Below are 22,350 nucleotides of genomic sequence, written 5' to 3' on the forward strand. Positions count from 1 at the left end.
TCTTGGAAACTTTTTCTTCGAAATTTTGCAGACGTTACGACCGGTCGGCCATTCCATCATCAACACTTTCCTCGATCCGTTCCATATCATCATCGGAGAGGCCGAAATGATGACCGATCTCATGGATCAGCACATGGGTGACGATATCGCCCAGCGTTTCTTCATTCTCAGCCCAATAATCGAGAATGGGGCGGCGATAGAGGGTGATCTTATTGGGCACCTCGCCGGTTTCCATGCTGAAACGCTCGGAAATGCCGCGCCCTTCGAACAGGCCCAACAGATCGAAAGGCGTTTCGAGGGCCATGTCTTCAAACACGTCGTCGGTGGGAAAATCGGCAATCTCGATGATCAGGTTTCCGGTCAGGTCCCGAAATTCCTTCGGTAAATTGCCGAAAGCTTCGATCGCCAGCGACTCGAACGTGCTGATTGTCGGCGCGTGTTTTTCGCGCCAGTCGTCGGATTGGTCTACCCGGGCCATGGGAACTCCTACTACAGCGCCGCGCAGGACTGACATCGCGCACCCGCCATAACACTCGAATGGACTGTGGAGGCCTGTCACCGACCGGCTCGAAGGTCAGGTAAGGGTCGTTCCGCAGTAAGATCCCCCATATAGTCTGTTTAATTGCACTTTACGAGTGCCATTCAAAACCCGGCCAGTTCCGCTTGAAAATGCGGAAAATATGAACTGCCATTGAAGCCGACAGTTTATATTTCTTATTCGTTCAAGACGAGAATGCGTGAGCATCTTGGCGACTTGGTGAAGAGGGCGGAGAGACCCCGCCCCCTTTGCAAAACCTAAGAAAAATAGTCTCAGGCGGATGCTTTGTTCTGCCGGTTGGCAATCAGGTCATCGACAACACCAGGATCGGCGAGCGTCGATGTGTCGCCGAGCGCACCAAAATCATCCTCGGCAATCTTGCGCAGGATGCGGCGCATGATCTTGCCGGAGCGGGTTTTCGGCAGGCCGGGAGCGAACTGAACCTTGTCGGGAGAGGCAATCGGGCCGATTTCGGAACGGACATGCTTGATCAACGTCTGGCGCAATTCCTCATTGCCCTCATGGCCCGCCATCAGTGTCACATAGCAATAGATGCCCTGACCCTTGATGCCATGCGGATAACCAACCACGGCGGCTTCCGAGACCAGATGATGCGAGACCAGTGCCGATTCCACCTCGGCAGTTCCCAGACGGTGGCCGGACACATTCAGCACGTCATCGACGCGACCGGTGATCCAGTAATAACCGTCCTCGTCACGACGGCAGCCGTCGCCGGTGAAATACTTGCCCTTATAGGTGGAAAAATAGGTCTGGACGAAGCGATTGTGGTCGCCGTAAATCGTCCGTGCCTGGCCCGGCCAGCTGTCGATCAGGCAGAGATTGCCATCGGCGGCCCCCTCCAGCACCTTGCCTTCATTGTCCACCAGCTCCGGCTTGACGCCGAAGAACGGCCGGGTCGCGGAACCGGGCTTGAGATCCGTGGCGCCGGGCAGGGGGCTAATGAGAATGCCACCGGTCTCGGTCTGCCACCAGGTATCGACAATCGGGCAGCGCTGATCGCCGACCACATTATAATACCATTCCCAGGCCTCGGGATTGATCGGCTCACCCACCGAGCCAAGCAGCCGCAGGCTGGAGCGCGAGGAACGCTTGACGAAATCGTCTCCGGCCCCCATCAGCGAGCGGATAGCGGTGGGCGCGGTATAGAAAATATTGACCTTGTGCTTGTCGATGATTTCCCAGAATCGTCCCTGATCAGGGAAATTGGGCACGCCCTCGAACATCAGTGTCGTGGCGCAATTGGCCAGCGGCCCATAGACGATGTAGGAATGGCCCGTCACCCAGCCCACATCCGCCGAGCACCAGAATATCTCGCCATCCTTGTAGTCGAACACATATTCGTGGGTCATCGCCGCATAGACGAGATAACCACCCGTCGTGTGCAGCACGCCCTTTGGCTTGCCGGTGGAGCCGGACGTGTAGAGAATGAACAGCGGATCTTCCGCCTTCATCTTCACCGGTGGGCAATCCGGCTTCACCTTGGCGATTTCCTGATGATACCAGAGATCGCGCCCCGGAGCCCAGCCAACCTTGCCGCCGGTACGGCGGACCACCAACACCTTGTTGACGATGACATACTGTTTTGCGGCAATGTCGATGGCGACATCGGTATTTTCCTTGAGGGCCACCGGCTTGCCACCGCGCACCCCCTCGTCGCAGGTGATCACGAAGGTCGATTCGCAATCGACGATCCGGCCAGCCAGCGCTTCAGGCGAAAACCCGCCAAACACCACCGAATGCACCGCACCGATGCGGGCGCAGGCCAGCATGGCATAGGTCGCCTCCGGAACCATCGGCATGTAGATGGTGACGCGGTCGCCCTTCTTGACACCATGCGCTTTCAGCACATTGGCAAGCCGGCAAACATTGTCATAAAGCTGGTTGTAGGTGATCCGCTTGTCGATATAGGGATTATCCCCTTCCCAGATGATCGCCGTGCGCTCACCGTGGGTTTTCAGGTGCCGGTCGATACAATTGTAGGAGACATTGGTCAGCCCGTCCTCGAACCATTTGATCGGCACCTTGCCTTTGAAACTGGTGTTCTTGGCTTTGGTATAGGGCTTGAACCAATCGATCCGCTTGCCGTGCTTGGACCAGAATTTCTCCGGCTCCTCAATGCTTTCCTCGTACCATTTCAGGTATTTGTCGTTATCGATCAAAGCCTGGGCCTTGGCGGCCTTTAAAACGGGATAGGTCTTCGCAGACATGAAATCCTCCTGATGTGACGCAGCCATGACAGGCTGCGGAGAGCTCCTCACCTCTCTCAACATGCGACCTGGCATGATGCGGTGCAGTGGCTCTGCATCATGATATAGGTGTCATACTGCCAATTCTTATCAGGTCGCCACATGGCGGCAATTAGACAAAGGTCATTTGTCTTTCAAAGAATTGCATTTCTGCGTCAACCGGCGTATATAGCCGGTGATTTCCCGGAAATTCTGGTTGTATCCACGGCTCGCGCCCGACGGCGCGTACCTACAGAAGGATTGTAATTGCATGGCCCAGACACTGCTTATGCCAAAGGCAACGGCCGTATGGCTCGTAGACAATACGGCGCTGTCATTCGAGCAGATCGCCCAGTTCTGCAAGCTGCACCCGCTTGAGGTAAAAGCCATTGCCGATGGCGAAGCCGCGCAAGGCATCAAGGGTCTTGATCCCATTGCCACCGGCCAGCTTTCCCGCGACGAGATCGCGCGCGGCGAAAAAGACATTGCCCACAAGTTGAAGATTTCCGAGCCGAAGGTGCGCGTGCCTGATTCGAAGCGCCGTGGCCCCCGCTATACGCCGGTCTCCAAGCGTCAGGACCGCCCGAACGCCATTCTCTGGCTGGTGCGCAATCATCCTGAGCTGAAGGATGCGCAGATTTCCCGGCTGGTCGGCACCACCAAGAGCACGATCGAGCAGATCCGCGACCGCAGCCACTGGAATTCGGCCAATCTCGCCCCAATGGACCCGGTGACGCTTGGCCTGTGCAGCCAGATCGATCTGGACATGGAAGTGGAAAAGGCCTCGAAGGGCCGGCCTCTGCCGACCGCTGCCGAGCTGGGCGCCACCCTGCAATCGGCTTCGCAGACCGAACATCTCGATTTCTACGCCCAGGAAGAGGAAAAGGAAATCGACGCCAATGCCGTGTTCAAGAAGCTGCAATCGCTGAAATCGACCACTCCCGAAGAAGAAGACGATCAGTATTGATCCTCAGCTTTCATTGTGGAAAATTCAAACCCCGGTGGCTCCGCCCCGGGGTTTTATTCTGCGGGTTTTATTGGTGAAATCACCAGCACTTACAGTCTGTTCAAGAATTGCTGCTGGCCTGGCGAAAATGGTGATTTCGAGAACCGGAACGGAGCGTACTTAAGGTACGTGAGTACCGGAAGCGGAGAAATTGCCATTTGCAGACGGCCAGCGGCGATTATTGAACGGGCTGTCAGCGATGGCCGAAAATCGCCGATCCAACCCGCACGCTGGTCGCGCCGAAAGCAATTGCGGTTTCGTAATCGCCGGACATGCCCATCGACAAGCGCGAAACGCCGCATTCCCCGGCAAGTTTTGCCAGAAGAGCGAAATGCGGACCAGGATTTTCCTCCGCAGGCGGAATGCACATCAAGCCCTCGATCTCCAGACCGAGTTCAGAGCGACAAAGATCAACAAAAGCCTTGGTTTCCTGCGGGGCAATACCCGCCTTTTGCGGCTCCAAGCCGGTATTGACCTGCACATAAAGCCGCAGCTGCCGGCCCTGCTTGACCATTTCCTCGGCCAGCGCGCGCGCGATCTTTTCCCGGTCCACCGTCTCAATCACATCGAACAGCGCCACGGCTTCCGCTGCCTTGTTGGATTGCAAAGGTCCGATCAAATGCAGCTCGATCCCAGGTGTTTCGGCTTTCAGCTCCGGCCATTTTCCTTGTGATTCCTGCACCCGGTTTTCACCAAACACCCGCTGGCCATGCAGGATGACCGGGCGGATCGCCTCCGCATCGAAGGTTTTGGAAACGGCGACCAGCGTCACCGCCTCCGGGGTCCGATCGGCTTCGTGGGCCGCAGCGGCGATCCGGGTCCGTACCTCATCCAGTCGTTCTTCAATGGTCATTGCCAGCAATCCGTATTTTGAAATTCCGCCTGTTTTCGCGGCACTGGCCGCGAAAGGCAAGAGCCTTGCAAGCGCATTATAGGCACCACAGCAAGGAATGCGTCCCAGGATGGCCCGATTCCGGCGCAAAACCTTGACGCTAGAGCTGTTTCATGGTGAAGGTCCACCCAAATTTTCAAGCAATCCGGACGTAGCATCCCATGAGTACAGAACGTTACAATCCGCGCGATGCGGAACCTCGTTGGCAGGAAAAATGGTCTGAGGCGAAAATCTTCGAGACCGACAACAACGATCCTCGCGAAAAATACTACGTACTTGAGATGTTCCCCTACCCGTCTGGCCGCATCCACATCGGCCATGTGCGCAATTATGCCATGGGCGATGTCGTGGCTCGCTACAAGCGTGCGCGCGGCTATAATGTCCTGCATCCGATGGGTTGGGATGCTTTCGGGATGCCGGCCGAAAACGCTGCCATGCAGAACAAGGTTCATCCCAAGGACTGGACCTATCAGAACATCGCCTCCATGCGCGCCCAGCTGAAATCCATGGGCCTGTCGCTGGACTGGTCGCGTGAATTCGCCACCTGCGATGTCGAATATTACCAACGCCAGCAATATCTCTTCCTCGACATGATGGAAAAGGGCCTGGTCTATCGCAAGCAGTCCAAGGTCAACTGGGACCCGGTCGATCAAACGGTTCTGGCCAATGAGCAGGTGATCGATGGCCGCGGCTGGCGCTCCGGCGCTTTGGTCGAGCAGCGCGAACTGACCCAATGGTTCTTCAAGATCACCGATTTCGCCCAGGATCTGCTGGACGCGCTGGACACGCTGGATCATTGGCCGGAAAAAGTTCGGCTGATGCAGAAGAACTGGATCGGTCGTTCCGAAGGCCTGGCCATTCGCTGGGAGATCGCCGCTGGCACCGGCCCGCAGGGCTTTACCGACGTGCAGGTCTATACGACGCGCCCTGACACGCTGTTCGGTGCAAGCTTCCTGGCAATCGCCGCTGATCACCCACTGGCCAAGGCGCTGTCCGAAACATCCAGCGACATTGCTGCCTTCTGCGACGAGTGCCGCAGGGCAGGGACCTCACTGGCTGCGCTGGAAACCGCCGAGAAAAAGGGCCTGGACACCGGCATCAAGGTCAAGCATCCGCTTGATCCCAGTTGGGAATTGCCGGTCTACATCGCCAATTTCGTGCTGATGGACTATGGCACGGGCGCGATCTTCGCCTGCCCGTCCGGAGACCAGCGCGATCTGGATTTCGCCCGGAAATACGGTTTGCCGGTCGTGCCGGTCGTCATGCCGAGAGATGGTGACGCTGCAAGCTTTACCGTCGGCGATACCGCCTATGACGGCGATGGCGTGATGATCAACTCCCGCTTTCTGGACGGTTTGACGACACAGGAAGCCTTTGATGTCGTCGCAGGCAAACTCACCGCTGCACAGCTCGGCAATGAACCTGTCGCAGAGCGCCGGGTGAATTTCCGCCTGCGCGACTGGGGCGTATCACGCCAGCGCTATTGGGGCTGCCCGATCCCGGTTATTCACTGTGATGACTGCGGTGTTGTTCCGGTTCCGAAACAGGATCTGCCGGTCAAGCTGCCGGATGACGTCACCTTCGACGTACCCGGCAACCCGCTGGATCGCCATCCAACCTGGCGCAACGTTTCGTGCCCGTGCTGTGGCAAGGCAGCCCGGCGTGAAACCGATACGATGGACACGTTTGTCGATTCCAGCTGGTATTACACCCGTTTCACGGCACCATGGGAAGATAAGCCGACCGACCCGGCTGTGGCCAATCATTGGCTGCCAGTCGATCAATATATCGGCGGCATTGAGCACGCGATCCTTCACCTGCTCTATTCCCGCTTCTTCACCCGCGCCATGCGCGAGACCGGCCATGTGGCCGTCAGCGAGCCTTTCAAGGGTCTGTTTACCCAAGGCATGGTCGTCCACGAGACCTACCGCCTTGGCAGTGGCGCGAATGGCCAATGGGTGGCACCTGCCGATATCCGTGTCGAGGATGTCGATGGCACACGCCGCGCCTTCCTTCTCTCCTCCGGCGAGGAAGTGACGATCGGCTCCGTCGAAAAAATGTCGAAGTCGAAAAAGAACGTCATCGACCCCGACGATATTCTGGGCTCCTACGGCGCAGATACCGCCCGCTTTTTCGTTTTGTCAGACTCGCCACCGGATCGTGACGTGATCTGGTCGGAAGCCGGTATCGAAGGCTCGCATCGCTTCGTCCAGCGGCTTTGGCGGCTGGTTTCCGAGGCTGCCGACGTGCTGAGAACGTCTGCATCGGCTCCGGCTAAGGATGGTGCGGGCAGGGCGGTTTCTCAAGCTGCCCACAAGACCCTGCAGGCTGTCGGTGCCGATCTGGACAAACTGGCCTTCAACAAGGCCGTGGCGCGGATTTACGAGTTGCTCAATGTGCTGGCAGCACCGCTGACGCAGGTGGCATCTGGAAACGCAGATACCAGCGTCGTCGCTGCGGTGCGCAACGCCACGGAAATACTGATCCAGATCATTGCGCCGATGATGCCGCATCTGGCCGAAGAATGCTGGGCGGTGCTGGGCCATTCCGGAATGGTGGCGCAAGCAGACTGGCCAGTTTTCCACGCTGAATTGGTGGCAGAAAACGAAGTGGTCATGCCGGTGCAAATCAACGGCAAGAAGAAGGCCGAATTGACAATCGGTCGCGATGCGGATCAGAATGCCGTCAGCCAAGCGGTGCTCGATCTGGATGCCGTCAAAGCCGCTCTTCAAGGGCAAACGCCTAAGAAAATCATTGTGGTTCCGCAGAGGATTGTGAACATTGTCGTCTGATTCACGCGTAAATCTATCCCGTCGCGCGGTTCTTGCCGCGTCCGTTGGTCTGCTTGGCGCCCTTGCGGGTTGCCAGGTCAGGCCGCTCTATGGGGAGGCTCTTGGCACCCGTAAGCTGATGGCCTCCATTGGCTTCTCTCCAGCAACGGACAGGGTGGGGCAGGAGGTTCGCAACCGATTGATCTTCCTCGCGGCGGGCGGGCAGGGCGAGCCGGCGCATCCTGAATATCTCGTCACCCTGGTCGTTCATACCGACACGACGGAAGTTCTGATCAACGAAAGTACCGACCGTGCGACAGCCGGTCGCGTGACAGTCAGCGCAGACTATACATTGAAGAAGGCAAGCGACCTTTCGGTTATGCGTATTGCCCATCGCCAGTCCGTCGCACTGGTTGATTTTCCGACCCAGGAGTTTGCCAAGCTTCGCGCTGTAAGAGATGCTGAAAATCGCGCTGCGCGGGAATTGGCAGAGTTGATCTCTGCAGATTTGGCTAGCCTGCTGGTTCGCAAATAATAAACGTGGGTTTTGCCAACACGAAGACCCCGGTATCTTTGATTGGGGTTGCCTAAAATCGCAATGGCACAGCGCTATAGGTTGTTTGGGATCACATCGAACCATACAATCTATAGACATCCCTCAATCCGCTTGTCTCTTTGGAAAACCGATTCTACTTTCACTGACAAACTCCAGGGCATCATGCGTTTAATCAAATGCATGATGCCCTATCACTTTAAATTTGCTGCACTGCCTGTCTGATACACGGTCAAGCGGAGAGACTTGAAGCCATGGTTGAAGTCAAGTCACACGAATTCGATGGCTTTCTGCAAAAATCAGTCCGCCACTACAAGATGTTTCTGGTCTATGGCCCGGATGTTGGCCTTGTGGCGGAACGCGCAGCGGCCCTTGCCAAATCGACTGGCGTTGCGCTTGACGATCCCTTCTCGGTCATTCGGCTGGATAGCAGCGACCTGCAGAGCGATCCGGGAAAACTATTGGATGAAATGAACGCCCTCGGTCTATTCGGCGGTGACAGGCTTGTCTGGATCCGTGGTATCGCCAATGAAAAGAGTGTGTTGGATGGGCTGCAAATTCTTGCGAAAGATCCGCCAGACTCCAGTTGTCTCATCTTGGAGGCTGGGGATCTCAAAAAGGGATCAGCGACCCGAAAAATAGCCGAGCCAGCCCGCAATATCGCAGTTATTCCCTGCTACCAGGACGATGCACGCGCCATCAATGCCTTGATTGACGCGGAATTCAGCGCCGCAGGAAAGAGACTGACGCCTGCGGCTCGTTCACTGCTCAGTGAAAGTCTAGGCGGTGACCGCCGCGCATCTCGCAACGAGATATCCAAGCTGCTGCTCTATTGTCTGCATGACGATCTCGTCGATGAAACCCATGTCGAGCAGATTATTGGCGATGCCAGCGCCGTTTCGACGGACGAAGCGGTAGATGCCGTGCTTGCTGGCAATTCCGACGCCCTCTTGCATGCCGTCCAGAAAATTGCCACCTCCAAAACACCCATATTCCTCGTTCTTCAGGGGTGCCTTCGACAGTTTCAGTTGCTGGACATTATGCGAAGTGAGATGGATGAAAAACGCCAACAGGCTGGCCAAGTCATGCAAACGCTTGGCCGTCAGATACATTTCAAGCGAAAGCCCCTGTTTGAAAAATCTTTAAAGAATTGGCCGTCCGACGCCCTTTCAGTCGAGATGCGCCGATTACAGGCCGCTATTCTCGCCAGCAGACGTCAGCCATCGTTAGAAGACAGCCTGTCGCTTCAAACCCTTCTGGCCATTACCCTGCAATCGGCCAGGAGAAGCCGCCAGTAACTTCTCCTGCTTGCCATTTCACGTTCGGGAAATGGCAAAGAATATTGTCTTCTGCTTTATTTGGAAGATAAACGGCAGCGCAAAAGTCCATTCAGAGGTTAGCGCGCCTCAAGCAACCGGCAAATTTCCTCGAGCTGCTCCAGGGTTTTGTAATTGATTCGAAGCTGGCCACCGCCACCTTTGTGATTGATCGATACATCCAACCCCAAACGATCCGACAGGCTTCTCTCCAATGCGACTGTATCAGAATCCTTTGCAGGCGCCACGTGCGGCTTTGGCTGGCCTTGGCCCTTGATGTCGTTTTGCGCCAGACGTTCAGCATCTCGGACCGACATGCCCTTGGACACGATCTGGCGGGCCAAGCTATTCGGGTCCGATGTCGAGACCAAAGCACGAGCATGACCGGCAGACAGAGAACCGTCTGCAAGCATATCGCGCACTGGATCAGGAAGCTTCAAAAGCCGCAGGCTGTTGGCCACATGGCTGCGGCTCTTGCCGATAATCTCCCCGAGATCATTCTGGGTATATCCGTGTTCTGCAATCAGTTGTTCATATCCCATCGCCTCTTCGAGCGGATTGAGATCGGCACGTTGAACGTTTTCTACAATTGCCAATTCCAGAGCAGTGCGATCATCCACATCGCGAACGATGACAGGTATTTCCACCAGTCCCGCGAGCTGGGCTGCGCGCCAGCGACGTTCGCCAGCAATGATCTCGTAACGGCCCGTTGCAATCGTTCGCACCACGACTGGCTGCACAATGCCGTGCTGGCGAATGGAGCCGGCAAGTTCCTGAAGAACCGTTTCGTCAAAGTAACGACGAGGATTGCGTGGATTACGGGACACAAATTCAATCGGCACCATCCGGTCGGCGGAGACCACAGCTCTGCTTTCATCGACAGGAACAGGTTGATCCATTTCGCCAATCAAGGCGGCCAAACCACGACCAAGACGCCGTTTCGAAATATCGTCGTTCATCACGAACCTCTTCGTTCACTCTTCACGCTGGAATAGGCTTCCACTCGCCGCGTCTACATCATTCAAATCGCCAGAACCACACCCATAGGCGCGGGATAGACGATCTAAGCCGCGCGACGTTGCCGCTCCCTTTGGATAACTTCTGACGCCAATTGCAGATAAGCCTGGCTGCCTGCGCATTTCAGGTCATAAAGAATAGCCGGCTTGCCATAAGACGGTGCTTCCGAGACCCTGACATTGCGTGGAATGAGCGTGTGATAGACCTTTTCACCCAAATGGCTACGGACGTCTGTCACCACCTGCTGAGCGAGATTATTCCGGGAGTCGAACATTGTCAGAACAATGCCTTGGATATCCAAGGTGGGATTAACGTTGCGCCTGACCTGACCAATCGTCTCAAGCAATTGGCTAAGACCTTCCAGTGCAAAAAACTCACATTGCAGCGGCACCAGAATAGAATGCGCCGCAGCCATGGCGTTCATTGTCAGCAAATTAAAAGACGGAGGGCAATCGACCAGCACATAGGAATAGGCCAATCCATCCTGAGACTGCAAAGCAGCCTTTAAGCGAAACACCCGGTCAGCCTTCTGGGCGATTTCCATCTCAAGCCCTAGCAAATCGAGGGTGGAGGGTACAATCGACAGATTAGGCACCGCAGTATCGATAACCGTTTCGGAAACGCTATGGCTTCCAATCAATAAATCATAGGAGGACAATTTGCGGTCACGGCGGTCAATTCCCAAACCCGTGCTTGCATTGCCTTGGGGATCGAGATCGACAATCAATACTCTTTCGCCAATCGCAGCCAATGCGGTTGCTAGATTAATGGCGGTCGTCGTCTTGCCGACACCCCCTTTTTGATTGGCAATCGTTATGATCCGGTTCTTCTCGTAGGGCATGAGGTCACCTGACTGATCTTACTTTGATCGTGCAAGCCCGCTCACTTCCAGGATGACAGAGTCGGCTTCAAGCACGCTAGGATGTATTATCAGATCAAACGTCCATCGGTCACGCGCATTGTTAACTTCAGACTGGTAATCCCGACCTTTATGCAGGAGAAAATTAAGATCTTTGTTTTTTTCGGCCCAAGGAGAGGCATAAGAGAAAAGCAGATCGAGATCCGCAAGCGCGCGTGCCGAAATTAAATCGCAATGCGACAGACTTTTATGTGCCTCTTCGATTCGTACGGGATGAACCCTGCCTCGGGCGCCGGTTTCCATCAGAGCCGTGCGGAGGAAAGCTGCTTTTTTGTTATTGCTCTCGACCAAATCAACCCAGCCGTCGCTCTTTTCCGACAATAAAATCGCAGTAATGACGCCCGGAAATCCGCCACCACTTCCCAAGTCGATCCAGTGCTGTGGGTTCGGACGAAGCTTAAACAGCTGCGCGCTATCAATGACATGACGATGCCAGATCTGGTCTTTCGTTGAATTGGCAACAAGGTTGATGACCTTGGACCACTTGCCAAACAGATCGACGAAATGATCCAGTTTTTCGTATGTTTCACGTGAAACACGTAGACCGGTAAGCCGCTGAAAGAGACTCGCGGACATTGCATCAACCGACATGTCGCAACATACCCTTGTTTAAGAAAGCGATAAGCAGAGAAATGGCCGCGGGGGTCATGCCCTCGACCTTCGCCGCCTGAGAGAGATTTTCAGGACGGGTCTTTTCCAGTTTCTGCTTTAGCTCGTTGGATAGGCCCGATAGGGAAGCATAATCGAAATCCTTTGGAATCAGTCTATCTTCATCTCGTTTGGTTGCGGCAATATCGGCATTTTGTCGATCCATATAAACAGCATAGGTCGCGTGAATTTCAACAGCCTCCGCGACCTTACTATCCAAAGCAGAAAGTTCAGGCCAGAGCCGGGAGAGATCGGCAATCGAAATGTCGGGATAGGCCAATAGCTCAAGGGCAGTGCGCCGGCGCCCGTCCTGATTAACAGGGATGCCAACGGCAGCGGCTTCATTGGGTGTTAGTTTCCTCGTCTCAAGCATATTGATGGTGTCATCAATCTGATGCCTGTAGTCTTTAAACCGTTTTTCTTGGTCTGAGGCGATACATCCGAGCGCGATGCCAATAGGCGTCAAACGCATATCGGCATTATCTGCCCGAAGCGACAAACGAAACTCCGCACGCGAGGTGAACATCCTATAGGGTTCAGTCACGCCATGGCTGATCAAATCATCAATCATCACGCCAATATACGATTGAGCCCGGCTGAAATGAACTGCATCCTGGCCGCCTGCCATGCGTGCGGCATTCAATCCTGCCACCAGGCCTTGTGCCGCAGCTTCTTCGTAACCAGTGGTTCCATTGATCTGCCCAGCGAGATAAAGACCACTCAGGCGTTTCAACTCGAGGCTCGCCGACAATTCCCGCGGGTCTATGTGGTCATATTCGATTGCATAAGCGCACTGGAGAATCGTGACGTTTTCCAAGCCGGGCAGAGTTCTCATGAACTCTCTCTGCACGGACTCCGGCAAAGAAGTTGATATTCCATTTGGATAGACCGTATGGTCATCCAGGCCCTCCGGCTCCAGGAAAACCTGATGGCCATCCCTATCTCCAAACCGGCTGATCTTATCCTCAATCGAAGGACAGTAGCGTGGGCCGACACCTTCGATCTGCCCAGAATACATGGCAGAGAGATGAATATTATCTCGAATGATTGTGTGGGTTGCGGCAGTGGTGCGGGTGATTCCACATTCGATCTGCGGATTGGTAATCCGATCGGTCATGAACGAGAACGGGACTGGTTGCTCATCAGCCGCCTGCATTTCGAGCTGTGCCCAGTCAATAGTTCTGCCATCCAATCTGGCCGGAGTTCCGGTTTTCAACCGACCCAGCCTCAGGCCCAACCGCCCCAATGTCGCGCTCAAACCGAGCGAAGGGGCTTCGCCAACACGTCCGGCCGGAATTTTTGTCTGTCCAATATGGATGAGACCACGCAAAAAAGTACCGGAGGTCAATATCACTGACGCGCTGGACAGGCTTTGCCCGTCTGCCAAAATAACCCCTTTAACCGTGCCATTTTCGACATCAAGATCGAACACATCCCCTTCGATGATCTCGAGCTGCGGATGATTGAAGAGAACATTTTGTACGGCTTGGCGGTAAAGTTTTCGGTCAGCTTGAGTTCTCGGCCCTCGTACCGCCGGTCCTTTCTTACGGTTAAGCAACCGGAACTGAATTCCTGCGGCATCAGCACACCTGCCCATGAGTCCGCCGAGCGCATCAATTTCCCGGACTAGGTGCCCTTTGCCCAAACCGCCAATGGCCGGATTACAAGACATAACACCGATCGTATCGCGCCGATGCGTCACTAGGCATGTTCGCGCACCAAGCCGCGCGCTCGCATAGGCAGCTTCACTGCCCGCATGCCCACCGCCAATCACAATCACATCAAATCGCCGCGGCATCATTTTCATCTCGACCACCAGTGTTTCACGTGAATCATTTTCCGACACAAAATTCCGAAAAGATTTTGCCCAAAAGCGTTTCGGTATCGATACGCCCAACCAGGCGACCCAGCGAGTCACTGGCCAAACGCAGGAAATCCGCCCTGATTTCCAAGCTCAGTCGCCCATCCGAGGCCTGATCAATGAAAGAAACTGCATTTCGCAGGCATTCAATATGTCGCAAGCGACTTGGGATCACTGATTCATTCTGACCAAACCGTTTCCGAATCGAATCAAGAATTACGCTTCGGACCCTATCCACATCGTCTGCAACGTAAGTCGAAATGACGAGATCTCGTCCAATCTCATCACTTGCCGACACAAGATCAAGTTTTGTGCCTATGGTGATAAACGGAACCGAAACAATATTAATTGTGTGGCCTGGAGATGAAACGTCATCAAGCAACAAAACGAGATCGGCTTCTTCAACCTTGCGCAATGCTCGCCGTATGCCTTCCTGTTCGATGACCTCTTCGGTCTCTCGAATACCGGCGGTGTCATACAGGCGAACAACATATCCTTCAAGGTCTATATCACATTGCAGAATGTCCCGTGTCGTCCCGGCATAATGAGTAACGATCGCTACATCCCGACCGGCAAGCGCATTGATGAGGCTCGACTTGCCAGCGTTAGGAGGCCCAGCAATCACAACATTGAAACCGTCACGAATGATCTCACCTCGCCGGTCATCGACAACAGCCGCTGAAATCTGCGTGCGGAGGTCTGTAACGGTATCCCAAACCTGGTCTGACACCGAGCCGGGAATATCGCCTTCATCAGCAAAATCCAACTCAGCCTCAATCATCGCGCGGCCATAGATCAATTTCTCACGCCAGCTCTCATAGATACCGGTCGCGTGACCGCTGGCTTGGGCTAGAGCTTGACGCCGCTGCATTTCTGTTTCCGCTGCCAGCAGATCGGCTAGGCCTTCAATTTCGACCAAGTCCAGCTTGCCGTTTTCAAAAGCCCGTCTCGAAAACTCTCCAGGTTCTGCAAGCCGGCAACCGGAGAACGAGGCCAGTGTCGAAAGCAAAGCACTTACCACGGCACGACTTCCATGCACATGCAGTTCCCCGCAATCCTCCCCAGTAAACGAGGAGGGGCCGGAGAAGAAAAGGACCAGTCCGCGGTCAATCACCAGTCCATCACGGTGCCGAATCGATCGTAACGTGGCCTGGCGTGGCGCAGGAACCATCCCACAGAGTTCTGTTAGAACGGCTTGGACATCAGGACCCGATAACCGAATGACGGCTACACCACTCGGAAGCGATCCGGTCGAGAGGGCAAAAATAGTATCGCCTGCCATTGCTTGAACTCACTCCTTGAACGCGCAACCTGCATTGTGCTTGGACACGCCAAAACCTTCATAATCAACAGTGTGCCTCAAATGCAAAACCCCCGACCTTACGGTCGGAGGTTGAAACTATGAATCCGACTTAAGAAAGCGAGAGCGATCAGGTATTCATCGATTCGAAGAAGTCGCCATTGGTCTTCGTCTGTTTCAATTTGTCGATCAGGAATTCGATAGCGTCGGTTGTTCCCATTGGAGCAAGAATCCGGCGAAGAACAAAGATCTTCTGCAGATCCTGACGCGGCACAAGCAGGTCTTCTTTGCGCGTTCCGGATTTCAGAATATCCATGGACGGGAAGATACGCTTGTCGGCAACCTTGCGGTCAAGCACAATTTCGGAATTGCCGGTGCCTTTGAACTCTTCAAAGATCACTTCGTCCATACGGCTGCCGGTATCGATCAATGCCGTTGCAATAATAGTCAGCGAACCGCCTTCTTCGATATTACGCGCTGCGCCAAAGAAGCGCTTGGGGCGTTGCAGCGCATTGGCATCTACACCACCCGTCAGGACCTTGCCAGAAGACGGAACGACGGTGTTATAGGCACGGCCAAGGCGGGTAATGGAATCGAGCAGGATGACGACGTCACGACCGTGCTCAACCAACCGCTTGGCCTTCTCAATGACCATTTCCGCGACCTGAACGTGGCGCACGGCCGGTTCGTCAAAGGTCGATGAAACGACTTCGCCCCGCACGGAGCGCTGCATATCCGTCACTTCTTCAGGACGTTCATCGATCAGAAGAACGATCAGATAGCATTCCGGATGGTTAGCGGTAATGGAATGAGCGATATTCTGGAGCAGGACGGTTTTACCAGTCCGCGGCGGCGCGACGATCAAACCGCGCTGGCCTTTGCCAAGCGGCGCAACCAGATCGATGACCCGGGACGAAAGGTCCTTGGAAGTTGGAATCTCCAGTTCCATCTTGAACCGCTCATTCGGGTAGAGCGGCGTCAGGTTATCGAAGTGGACCTTATGGCGGATCTTTTCCGGATCCTCGAAATTGATCGTATTGACTTTCAGCAGCGCGAAATAGCGCTCGCCTTCCTTGGGTCCGCGGATCGGTCCTTCGACGGTATCGCCGGTCTTCAGCGAAAACCGACGGATCTGCGACGGCGAAATGTAGATGTCGTCCGGACCCGGCAAATAGTTGGCATTGGCCGAACGCATGAACCCGAAACCATCCTGCAGGACTTCGACAACGCCTTCACCAATGATTTCGACATCCTGGCTGGCCAGCATTTTCAAAATGGCAAACATCAATTCCTGTTTGCGCATCGTGCTGGCATTTTCGACCTCAAGCGATTCCGCAAAGGCCAGCAGATCGGTTGGCGATTTGCTCTTGAGTTCTTGTAGCTTCATTTCAGCCATGAAGGGGACCATAATTTAAAACTGTTGGGGAAGGCGTGCGGGGGATAAATTCGGTTCTGCCAGCGAAACCGGCGAATACGAGAAATGCATGCCATGAAGAGGGGTAGCGGGAAAATAGCGATTCATAGGGCGCGCCGCAAGAGGCGGCAGAAATTTCATTCACATTTCGGTCAACTTGTCAGTGAGAACCTTGCTTTAGAAGGGTTTTACAATGACCAGAATGACAATCACAATCATCAGGACTGTCGGGATTTCATTGAAAGCCCGCCAAAATCGCGGGGTTTTCAGATAATTGCCTTTGGCAAAGGATTTCGTGGCCATGCCGAGATATTCGTTAGCGAGGGTGAGACAAACAACCGCAGCTAGTTTTGCGTGCAGCCATCCGCCTTGGAATCCAAAAACCGACCAGGCGAGATAAAGACCCAGAATCCAGGACAGGGCCATGGCAGGACGCATGATCACATTCATCAGGCGACGCTCCATAACCGCAAATGTCTCGGCTTGGAGCGATCCCTTCGGGGCATCGAAATGGTAGATCAGCAGCCGCGGCATATAGAGCAGACCCGCCATCCAGGAGATGATCGCGATGACATGCAAGGCCTTTATCCAGAGATAGGATTGATCGGGACCAGCCCAAAACAAGGCAATCACGATCAGGCAAAAAATGGCAAGGGCCACCAAGGCCCGCAGGCGTGCGGTCTTCCCAGCTGTTTCTCCGCTTTGCCTGCCACTCATCTCATTGCACCTTTTGCCTGACATGCTGCACCAGCTCTCGCACCGTTTCCGGATCGGCTTGTGGGGTAATCCCATGGCCCAGATTGAAGATCAGCGGACCGGTCCCGAGCCGATCCAGGATCCGGTCTATGCCATCACGCATCGCCTGACCACCGGCAACCGCCAGCATCGGATCGAGATTACCCTGAACAGGTCCGTCTTTTTGCAACTCGGCGGCAAAAGACAAAGGCACACTCCAATCCAGCCCAATTGCATCAGCTCCGGTCCGGCGACGGTAATCCTTCAGGAGTGTTCCAGCCCCTTTCGCAAAACTGATGATTTTCGCGTCGGGACGGCTGAGACGCAGTTTGTCGATGATCCGTTTGACCGGCTTGACACAAAAATCTGCAAATTCCTCTTCGCCCAGAACCCCAGCCCAGGAATCAAAGATTTGCACCGCATCTGCACCAGCATCGATCTGGGCCTGCAAATATTCGGCAGAAAGATCAGCGAGGTGATCTAGAAGCCGCAGGAAAGCCTGGCGATGACGATAGGCAAACAGCCGGGCCGGGGCCTGGTCGGGTGTGCCATGCCCGGCGATCATATAGGTTGCCACAGTCCAGGGGGCACCACAAAATCCAAGCAGAGTGGTTTCATCCGGCAATGTCTGGCGCAATCGCGACACTGTTTCGATCACCGGGTTCAGATGCGGGAAAACCGATTGTTCGGGTAAAGCCAGAATCTCATCGGCGGTGATCGGCGTCATTTCAGGGCCTTTGCCTTCGGTGAAGGTGACGTTTCGATTCAGGGCATCGGGAATGACGAGAATGTCGGAAAACAGAATGGCAGCATCGAATGCGTAACGGCGGATTGGCTGGAGCGTGACTTCCGTCGCCAGTTCGGGTGAATAACAGAGATCGAGGAAACTTCCGGCCTGTGCCCGCGTTTGACGATATTCGGGAAGATAGCGGCCAGCCTGACGCATCAGCCAGATTGGCGGTGGTGAAAGGCTCTGGCCTTCAAGCACTTTCAGGACTTTACGGTTTTCAGCGCTCAAAGTCATGCCTTTCAAATTATAAAAAGAGAGATCTTTCTTTTTTCTATTTCTAAGAGTCTGTGAGTAGCAAGGGTTAAAGAGAATGCACAGATTAACGATGTTTTAAGGCGGGAAGGCCTGCGGTGGGGAGTGAACGATGGGGAATTTGGATAATTGTACCGACATATCATAAAAAGCCAATTATAATCAGAATGATAAGGTCAGCATAAAGAATAGCTCGGCCTGTGGATAGAGTGGGGATTTTGGCTGAACAGATAAAAAACGGCCACCTTATGCACAGGGCCTGTGAAAACCACGCTGAACGGGTTAGTGCTGTGGAAAAACCGGCTGATATCCCCAGGGCGAAACGCCGGGGGGAAAGTGAGGCTGATTTCTACAGGTCTATCAACAGCAGGGTCAGGATAGCGTGGAGAACAGAAAAAACTTCTTTCATCTGCACCTCATTTCTGACTCAACGGGAGAAACACTGATCTCGGCTGGACGGGCAGCAGCGGTTCAGTTTCCGCATTCCAATCCGATCGAGCATGTCTATCCGCTGGTGCGCAACCGCCGGCAGGCGGATGCCGTGCTCCAATCAATCGATAAGGAACCCGGCATCGTGCTTTACACCATTGTCGATCCGGAGCTGGCGGACTTTATTGATCGGCGTTGTATCGAGATCGGTGTACCCAGCGTTAACGTGCTTGAGCCTGTTATCGGGACGTTTCAGGCCTATCTTGGTCCACTGGCGCGTCGGCGCGTCGGCGCCCAGCATGTGATGAATGCCGATTATTTTGCGCGTATTGAGGCGCTGAATTACACGATGGATCACGATGATGGCCAGATGGCCGAGGATTACGATCAGGCCGACGTCGTTCTGGTAGGGATCAGTCGTACGTCGAAAACCCCGACCAGCATCTATCTTGCCAATCGTGGGATTAAGACCGCCAATATTCCCATCGTGCCAGATTCGCCCTTACCGGAATCGCTGCTCGCTGCAAAAGGGCCATTGATCGTTGGATTGATCGCGACGTCTGATCGAATTTCACAAGTTCGCGGCCATCGTGAATTGGGGACTGTCAGTGGTTTCGATCCAAGCGATTATACGGACAGGGCGAGCATTGCGGAAGAATTGAAATATGCCCGTTCGCTGTGTGCCCGTCACAATTGGCCGGTGATCGATGTGACGCGGCGATCAATTGAAGAGACAGCGGCGGCAATCATTGCGCTGCGTGCCAAGCCGCGCTAATGCCGGATGGTTTATTAAAGTTGAGGTAATCATGATAATTCCCGTTATTCTTGCATCGACCAGCCCTTTCCGCCGGCAATTGCTGGAGCAGGCTGGTTTGCGCTTCACGGCCATGGCACCGGATCTCGATGAGCGCGAAATCGAAGGTCGGGCCGAACATCAGCACGTGTCGCCGCAAGAGCTGGCTCAGGTGCTTTCCTGCGAAAAGGCTTTAGCCGTGAGCCGACAGGCGCCGGATGGTGTTGTGATCGGCGGCGATCAGGTTTTGGCTCTGGGCGAACGGATCTATCATAAACCGAAGGATATCAGCTCCGCTCGTGACCAATTGCTCAGCCTGCGGGGTGAAACCCATGTGCTTTATAGCGCGTTGGCGCTGGCGAAACAGGGTGAGGTGATCTGGCGCCATGTCTCCCAGGCTCGGATGACGATGCGGATGTTCAGTGAGACGTTTCTGGACGATTATCTCGATCGGGCAGGCGGGGCGATCCTGAAAAGCGTTGGTGGCTACCAGATCGATGGCTTGGGCGTGCAGTTGTTTTCGGATATCGTCGGGGACTATTTTACCATTGTCGGCGTGCCGCTCTTGCCTTTGATGGAGAAACTACGCGAATTGGATATTGTGCATGCATGATTCACGTGAAACATTTCTGACGGGCGCCTTTGTTGCCGGCTATCCAATCAAGCATTCACGGTCGCCGATCATTCACAGCTATTGGCTTCAACAGCACGGTCTCATCGGTGGCTATGATAAACTGGAGATCGACCCTGCAGACATCGCGGATTTCTTCGCCCGAATGAAGTCAGGCAAGACACGCTATCGGGGTGGTAACATTACCATTCCGCATAAAGAAGCGGCTTTTCAGATAGCAGATGTCCCCGACATGGTGGCAAGGCAACTTGGGGCGGCTAATACGCTTTGGCTTGAAAATGGGCTTATTCACGCCACCAATACCGATGTTTACGGTTTTCTGGCCAATCTGGACCAAGGCCATGCCGGCTGGGACAAGGCGCGTAAGGCTGTGGTGCTGGGGGCGGGTGGTGCCAGTCGGGCGATCATTCAGGGTTTACTGGATCGGGGACTGCAGCATGTTCATGTTGTCAATCGGACCCTGGCGCGAGCGCAGGACCTGGCGGATCATTTTGGTGCGGCCGTCCATGCACATGGAAGAGAGCAACTGCAGGAGGTTTTGCAGGGCGCGGACCTCTTGGTCAACACCACGTCTCTTGGCATGAATGGTGAAGATGTTCCACAGATTGACTGGGAGAGGCTGTCACCCGGCGCTTTGGTAACGGATATCGTCTACACGCCGCTGGAAACTGGCTTGTTGCGGCAGGCGAGGGCGGCAGGCTTTGCCACTGTGGATGGTCTTGGCATGCTTTTGCATCAGGCCGTACCTGGATTTGAAAAATGGTTCGGCGTCCGCCCACAGGTCACGGATGATTTGCGGCAATTGTTGATTGCCGATCTGGAGAAGCAGCGATGATCCGCATCGGCCTCACGGGCTCTATTGGCATGGGCAAGACAACGACGGCAGATTTTTTTCGCCAGGAAGGTGTGCCGGTTTATGATGCGGATGCGGCGGTGCATGACTTGTACCGGGGCGATGCTGTTGCTCCGATCGGCGCGGTGTTTCCCGAAGCGGTTATTTCTGGAGTCGTAGATCGGGAAATTCTCAGTCGGACTCTGGCTCAGAATCCGGGTAAACTTAAACAACTCGAGGCAATTGTTCACCCGCTGGTGCGCGACAAGCAACAGGACTTTCTGGAAGATCAGGAATTGGCGGGCGCCGATCTGGTTGTTTTCGATATTCCGCTGCTGTTTGAAACCGGCGGAGAAAAACGGCTTGATAAGGTCGTTGTCGTCAGTTGTGATGCCGATACACAAAGGCGTAGGGTTCTGGCGCGACCAGGCTGGAGCGAAGAAAAGCTGGCACTGGTTTTGTCGCGGCAGATGCCGGATGCCGAAAAGCGCGCTCGCGCCGATTTTGTGATCGAAACCGGACAAGGCCTCCAAGTGGCACAGACACAGGTGAAGGCCATCGTTTCTACGTTGCGCGGTCAAACCTGAAATCGAACCGCCAGAGTTTTTCTGGGAACATGGAAAATGGCGTGGCGTCGGAATAGTGATCTGCCAGCAGCCAAAACCTGACAATGGAGCAATAATGCGGGAAATCGTTTTCGATACGGAAACCACCGGACTGGAAAGCAAGCTGGACCGGGTGATTGAAATCGGTGGCATCGAATTGTTCAATCATTTCCCGACCGGTCGCAGTTTTCACGTCTATATCAATCCTGCCGACCGGGCCATTCACCCGGATGCCTTGGCGGTTCACGGCATTACACCTGAGTTTTTGAAGGACAAGCCGGTCTTCGCCGATATCGTCGAGGATCTGGTCGCTTTTTTCGATGGCGCAAAATGGGTGGCGCATAATGCCACATTCGACATGGGATTTATCAATGCCGAGTTTGAGCGGTTGGGTCGTCCGCTGGTCGGGCCGGAGCATGTCGTTGATACCTTGTCTCTGGCGCGGCGCAAACACCCGATGGGTCCAAACTCGCTCGATGCACTTTGCCGACGCTATGGTATCGACAATTCTCATCGCACCAAGCATGGCGCCTTGCTCGATTCCGAACTTCTGGCTGAAGTCTATATCGAAATGCTGGGCGGCCGCCAGGCGACCTTCGGTCTTGAGCAGTCTGGAAACAGCGACAAGCGATCCCGCACTCAGGATAGCAATGTGACGGTGGATATTGCCGCCCGTCCGAAAACACTGGCGTCGCGTCTAACCGAGGCCGAACAGGAGCGCCATGCAGCCCTGGTCAAGCGGCTCGGCCAGAAAGCGATCTGGGCGCATTACAATCAAGGCGAATAACAGCCATCGCCTTCG

At 54.7% G+C, this 22,350-nt stretch carries 20 protein-coding genes; 9 read left to right on the top strand and 11 right to left on the bottom strand.

All coding sequences use genetic code 11. From position 1 onward, the window contains the following. Positions 1–34: 34 nt before the first annotated feature. Both AVCG78_RS15620 and acs read right to left on the bottom strand, forming a co-directional pair. Positions 35–478 carry a metallopeptidase family protein gene (locus tag AVCG78_RS15620; RefSeq protein ID WP_015917590.1) on the bottom strand — a complete coding sequence of 148 codons (444 nt, stop codon included), beginning with the start codon at positions 476–478 and terminating at the stop codon, positions 35–37. 332 nt (positions 479–810) lie between these two features. After that, a complete protein-coding gene (acs, locus tag AVCG78_RS15625; protein WP_071205370.1) occupies positions 811–2,766 on the bottom strand; it encodes an acetate--CoA ligase in 1,956 nt (651 codons plus the stop codon). Positions 2,767–3,055: 289 nt separating this feature from the next. Between acs and AVCG78_RS15630 the strand changes: the two genes are divergently transcribed. Continuing rightward, entirely contained in the window at positions 3,056–3,751 is a 696-nt protein-coding gene (locus tag AVCG78_RS15630) for a DUF1013 domain-containing protein (RefSeq protein WP_015917592.1), read from the top strand. Between the two features lie 232 nt (positions 3,752–3,983). Here AVCG78_RS15630 and AVCG78_RS15635 read toward each other — a convergent pair whose 3' ends face one another. Then, the gene (locus AVCG78_RS15635) at positions 3,984–4,643 is read right to left on the bottom strand and encodes a YggS family pyridoxal phosphate-dependent enzyme (RefSeq protein WP_071205369.1); all 660 of its coding nucleotides are present in this window, start codon (positions 4,641–4,643) and stop codon (positions 3,984–3,986) included. Between the two features lie 200 nt (positions 4,644–4,843). On the opposite strand from AVCG78_RS15635, the gene leuS reads away from it, so the two are divergent. The 3 genes from leuS to holA all read left to right on the top strand — a co-directional run bounded on the left by leuS (position 4,844) and on the right by holA (position 9,304). Then, a complete protein-coding gene (gene leuS / locus AVCG78_RS15640; protein ID WP_071203193.1) occupies positions 4,844–7,474 on the top strand; it encodes a leucine--tRNA ligase in 2,631 nt (876 codons plus the stop codon). Then, positions 7,464–7,988 (top strand): LPS assembly lipoprotein LptE, encoded by a 525-nt coding sequence (gene lptE, locus AVCG78_RS15645; protein ID WP_015917595.1) that lies wholly within the window; start codon positions 7,464–7,466, stop codon positions 7,986–7,988. Before leuS ends, lptE begins: the two co-directional genes overlap by 11 nt. A gap of 272 nt (positions 7,989–8,260) precedes the next feature. After that, positions 8,261–9,304, top strand: coding sequence for a DNA polymerase III subunit delta (gene holA, locus AVCG78_RS15650; protein WP_071203195.1), 1,044 nt, complete (start codon positions 8,261–8,263; stop codon positions 9,302–9,304). A gap of 98 nt (positions 9,305–9,402) precedes the next feature. Here the strand turns inward: holA and AVCG78_RS15655 are convergent, their stop codons facing one another. The 8 genes from AVCG78_RS15655 to hemE all read right to left on the bottom strand — a co-directional run bounded on the left by AVCG78_RS15655 (position 9,403) and on the right by hemE (position 18,240). Next, on the bottom strand, positions 9,403–10,281 hold the full coding sequence (locus tag AVCG78_RS15655) for a ParB/RepB/Spo0J family partition protein (protein WP_015917597.1): 879 nt from the start codon (positions 10,279–10,281) through the stop codon (positions 9,403–9,405). Positions 10,282–10,385: 104 nt separating this feature from the next. Next, positions 10,386–11,180: a ParA family protein gene (locus AVCG78_RS15660; RefSeq protein ID WP_015917598.1), complete on the bottom strand. Its 795-nt coding sequence runs from the start codon at positions 11,178–11,180 to the stop codon at positions 10,386–10,388. Between the two features lie 18 nt (positions 11,181–11,198). After that, positions 11,199–11,834 (bottom strand): 16S rRNA (guanine(527)-N(7))-methyltransferase RsmG, encoded by a 636-nt coding sequence (gene rsmG, locus AVCG78_RS15665; protein ID WP_071205368.1) that lies wholly within the window; start codon positions 11,832–11,834, stop codon positions 11,199–11,201. Between the two features lie 4 nt (positions 11,835–11,838). After that, entirely contained in the window at positions 11,839–13,704 is a 1,866-nt protein-coding gene (gene mnmG, locus AVCG78_RS15670; protein ID WP_139191491.1) for a tRNA uridine-5-carboxymethylaminomethyl(34) synthesis enzyme MnmG, read from the bottom strand. Between the two features lie 34 nt (positions 13,705–13,738). Beyond that, a complete protein-coding gene (gene mnmE, locus AVCG78_RS15675; protein WP_071203197.1) occupies positions 13,739–15,049 on the bottom strand; it encodes a tRNA uridine-5-carboxymethylaminomethyl(34) synthesis GTPase MnmE in 1,311 nt (436 codons plus the stop codon). Positions 15,050–15,197: 148 nt separating this feature from the next. After that, a complete protein-coding gene (rho, locus tag AVCG78_RS15680; RefSeq protein ID WP_015917602.1) occupies positions 15,198–16,463 on the bottom strand; it encodes a transcription termination factor Rho in 1,266 nt (421 codons plus the stop codon). A 195-nt stretch (positions 16,464–16,658) separates the two neighbouring features. Further along, positions 16,659–17,198 carry a protoporphyrinogen oxidase HemJ gene (hemJ, locus tag AVCG78_RS15685; protein WP_015917603.1) on the bottom strand — a complete coding sequence of 180 codons (540 nt, stop codon included), beginning with the start codon at positions 17,196–17,198 and terminating at the stop codon, positions 16,659–16,661. Position 17,199: 1 nt separating this feature from the next. Beyond that, positions 17,200–18,240 (bottom strand): uroporphyrinogen decarboxylase, encoded by a 1,041-nt coding sequence (hemE, locus tag AVCG78_RS15690; RefSeq protein ID WP_015917604.1) that lies wholly within the window; start codon positions 18,238–18,240, stop codon positions 17,200–17,202. 400 nt (positions 18,241–18,640) lie between these two features. On the opposite strand from hemE, the gene AVCG78_RS15695 reads away from it, so the two are divergent. The 5 genes from AVCG78_RS15695 to dnaQ all read left to right on the top strand — a co-directional run bounded on the left by AVCG78_RS15695 (position 18,641) and on the right by dnaQ (position 22,335). Further along, positions 18,641–19,462 carry a pyruvate, water dikinase regulatory protein gene (locus tag AVCG78_RS15695; RefSeq protein WP_071205335.1) on the top strand — a complete coding sequence of 274 codons (822 nt, stop codon included), beginning with the start codon at positions 18,641–18,643 and terminating at the stop codon, positions 19,460–19,462. A 31-nt stretch (positions 19,463–19,493) separates the two neighbouring features. After that, a complete protein-coding gene (locus tag AVCG78_RS15700) occupies positions 19,494–20,093 on the top strand; it encodes a Maf family nucleotide pyrophosphatase (protein ID WP_156601707.1) in 600 nt (199 codons plus the stop codon). Beyond that, positions 20,086–20,946 (top strand): shikimate dehydrogenase, encoded by an 861-nt coding sequence (locus tag AVCG78_RS15705; RefSeq protein ID WP_071203206.1) that lies wholly within the window; start codon positions 20,086–20,088, stop codon positions 20,944–20,946. Before AVCG78_RS15700 ends, AVCG78_RS15705 begins: the two co-directional genes overlap by 8 nt. Continuing rightward, positions 20,943–21,530, top strand: coding sequence for a dephospho-CoA kinase (gene coaE, locus AVCG78_RS15710; RefSeq protein WP_071203208.1), 588 nt, complete (start codon positions 20,943–20,945; stop codon positions 21,528–21,530). The genes AVCG78_RS15705 and coaE overlap by 4 nt, the downstream gene beginning before the upstream one ends. A gap of 94 nt (positions 21,531–21,624) precedes the next feature. After that, the gene (dnaQ, locus tag AVCG78_RS15715) at positions 21,625–22,335 is read left to right on the top strand and encodes a DNA polymerase III subunit epsilon (RefSeq protein WP_071203210.1); all 711 of its coding nucleotides are present in this window, start codon (positions 21,625–21,627) and stop codon (positions 22,333–22,335) included. Positions 22,336–22,350 lie beyond the last annotated feature (15 nt).

The organism is Gillisella vitis, assembly GCF_021559775.1.
GTDB lineage: Bacteria > Pseudomonadota > Alphaproteobacteria > Rhizobiales > Rhizobiaceae > Allorhizobium > Allorhizobium ampelinum.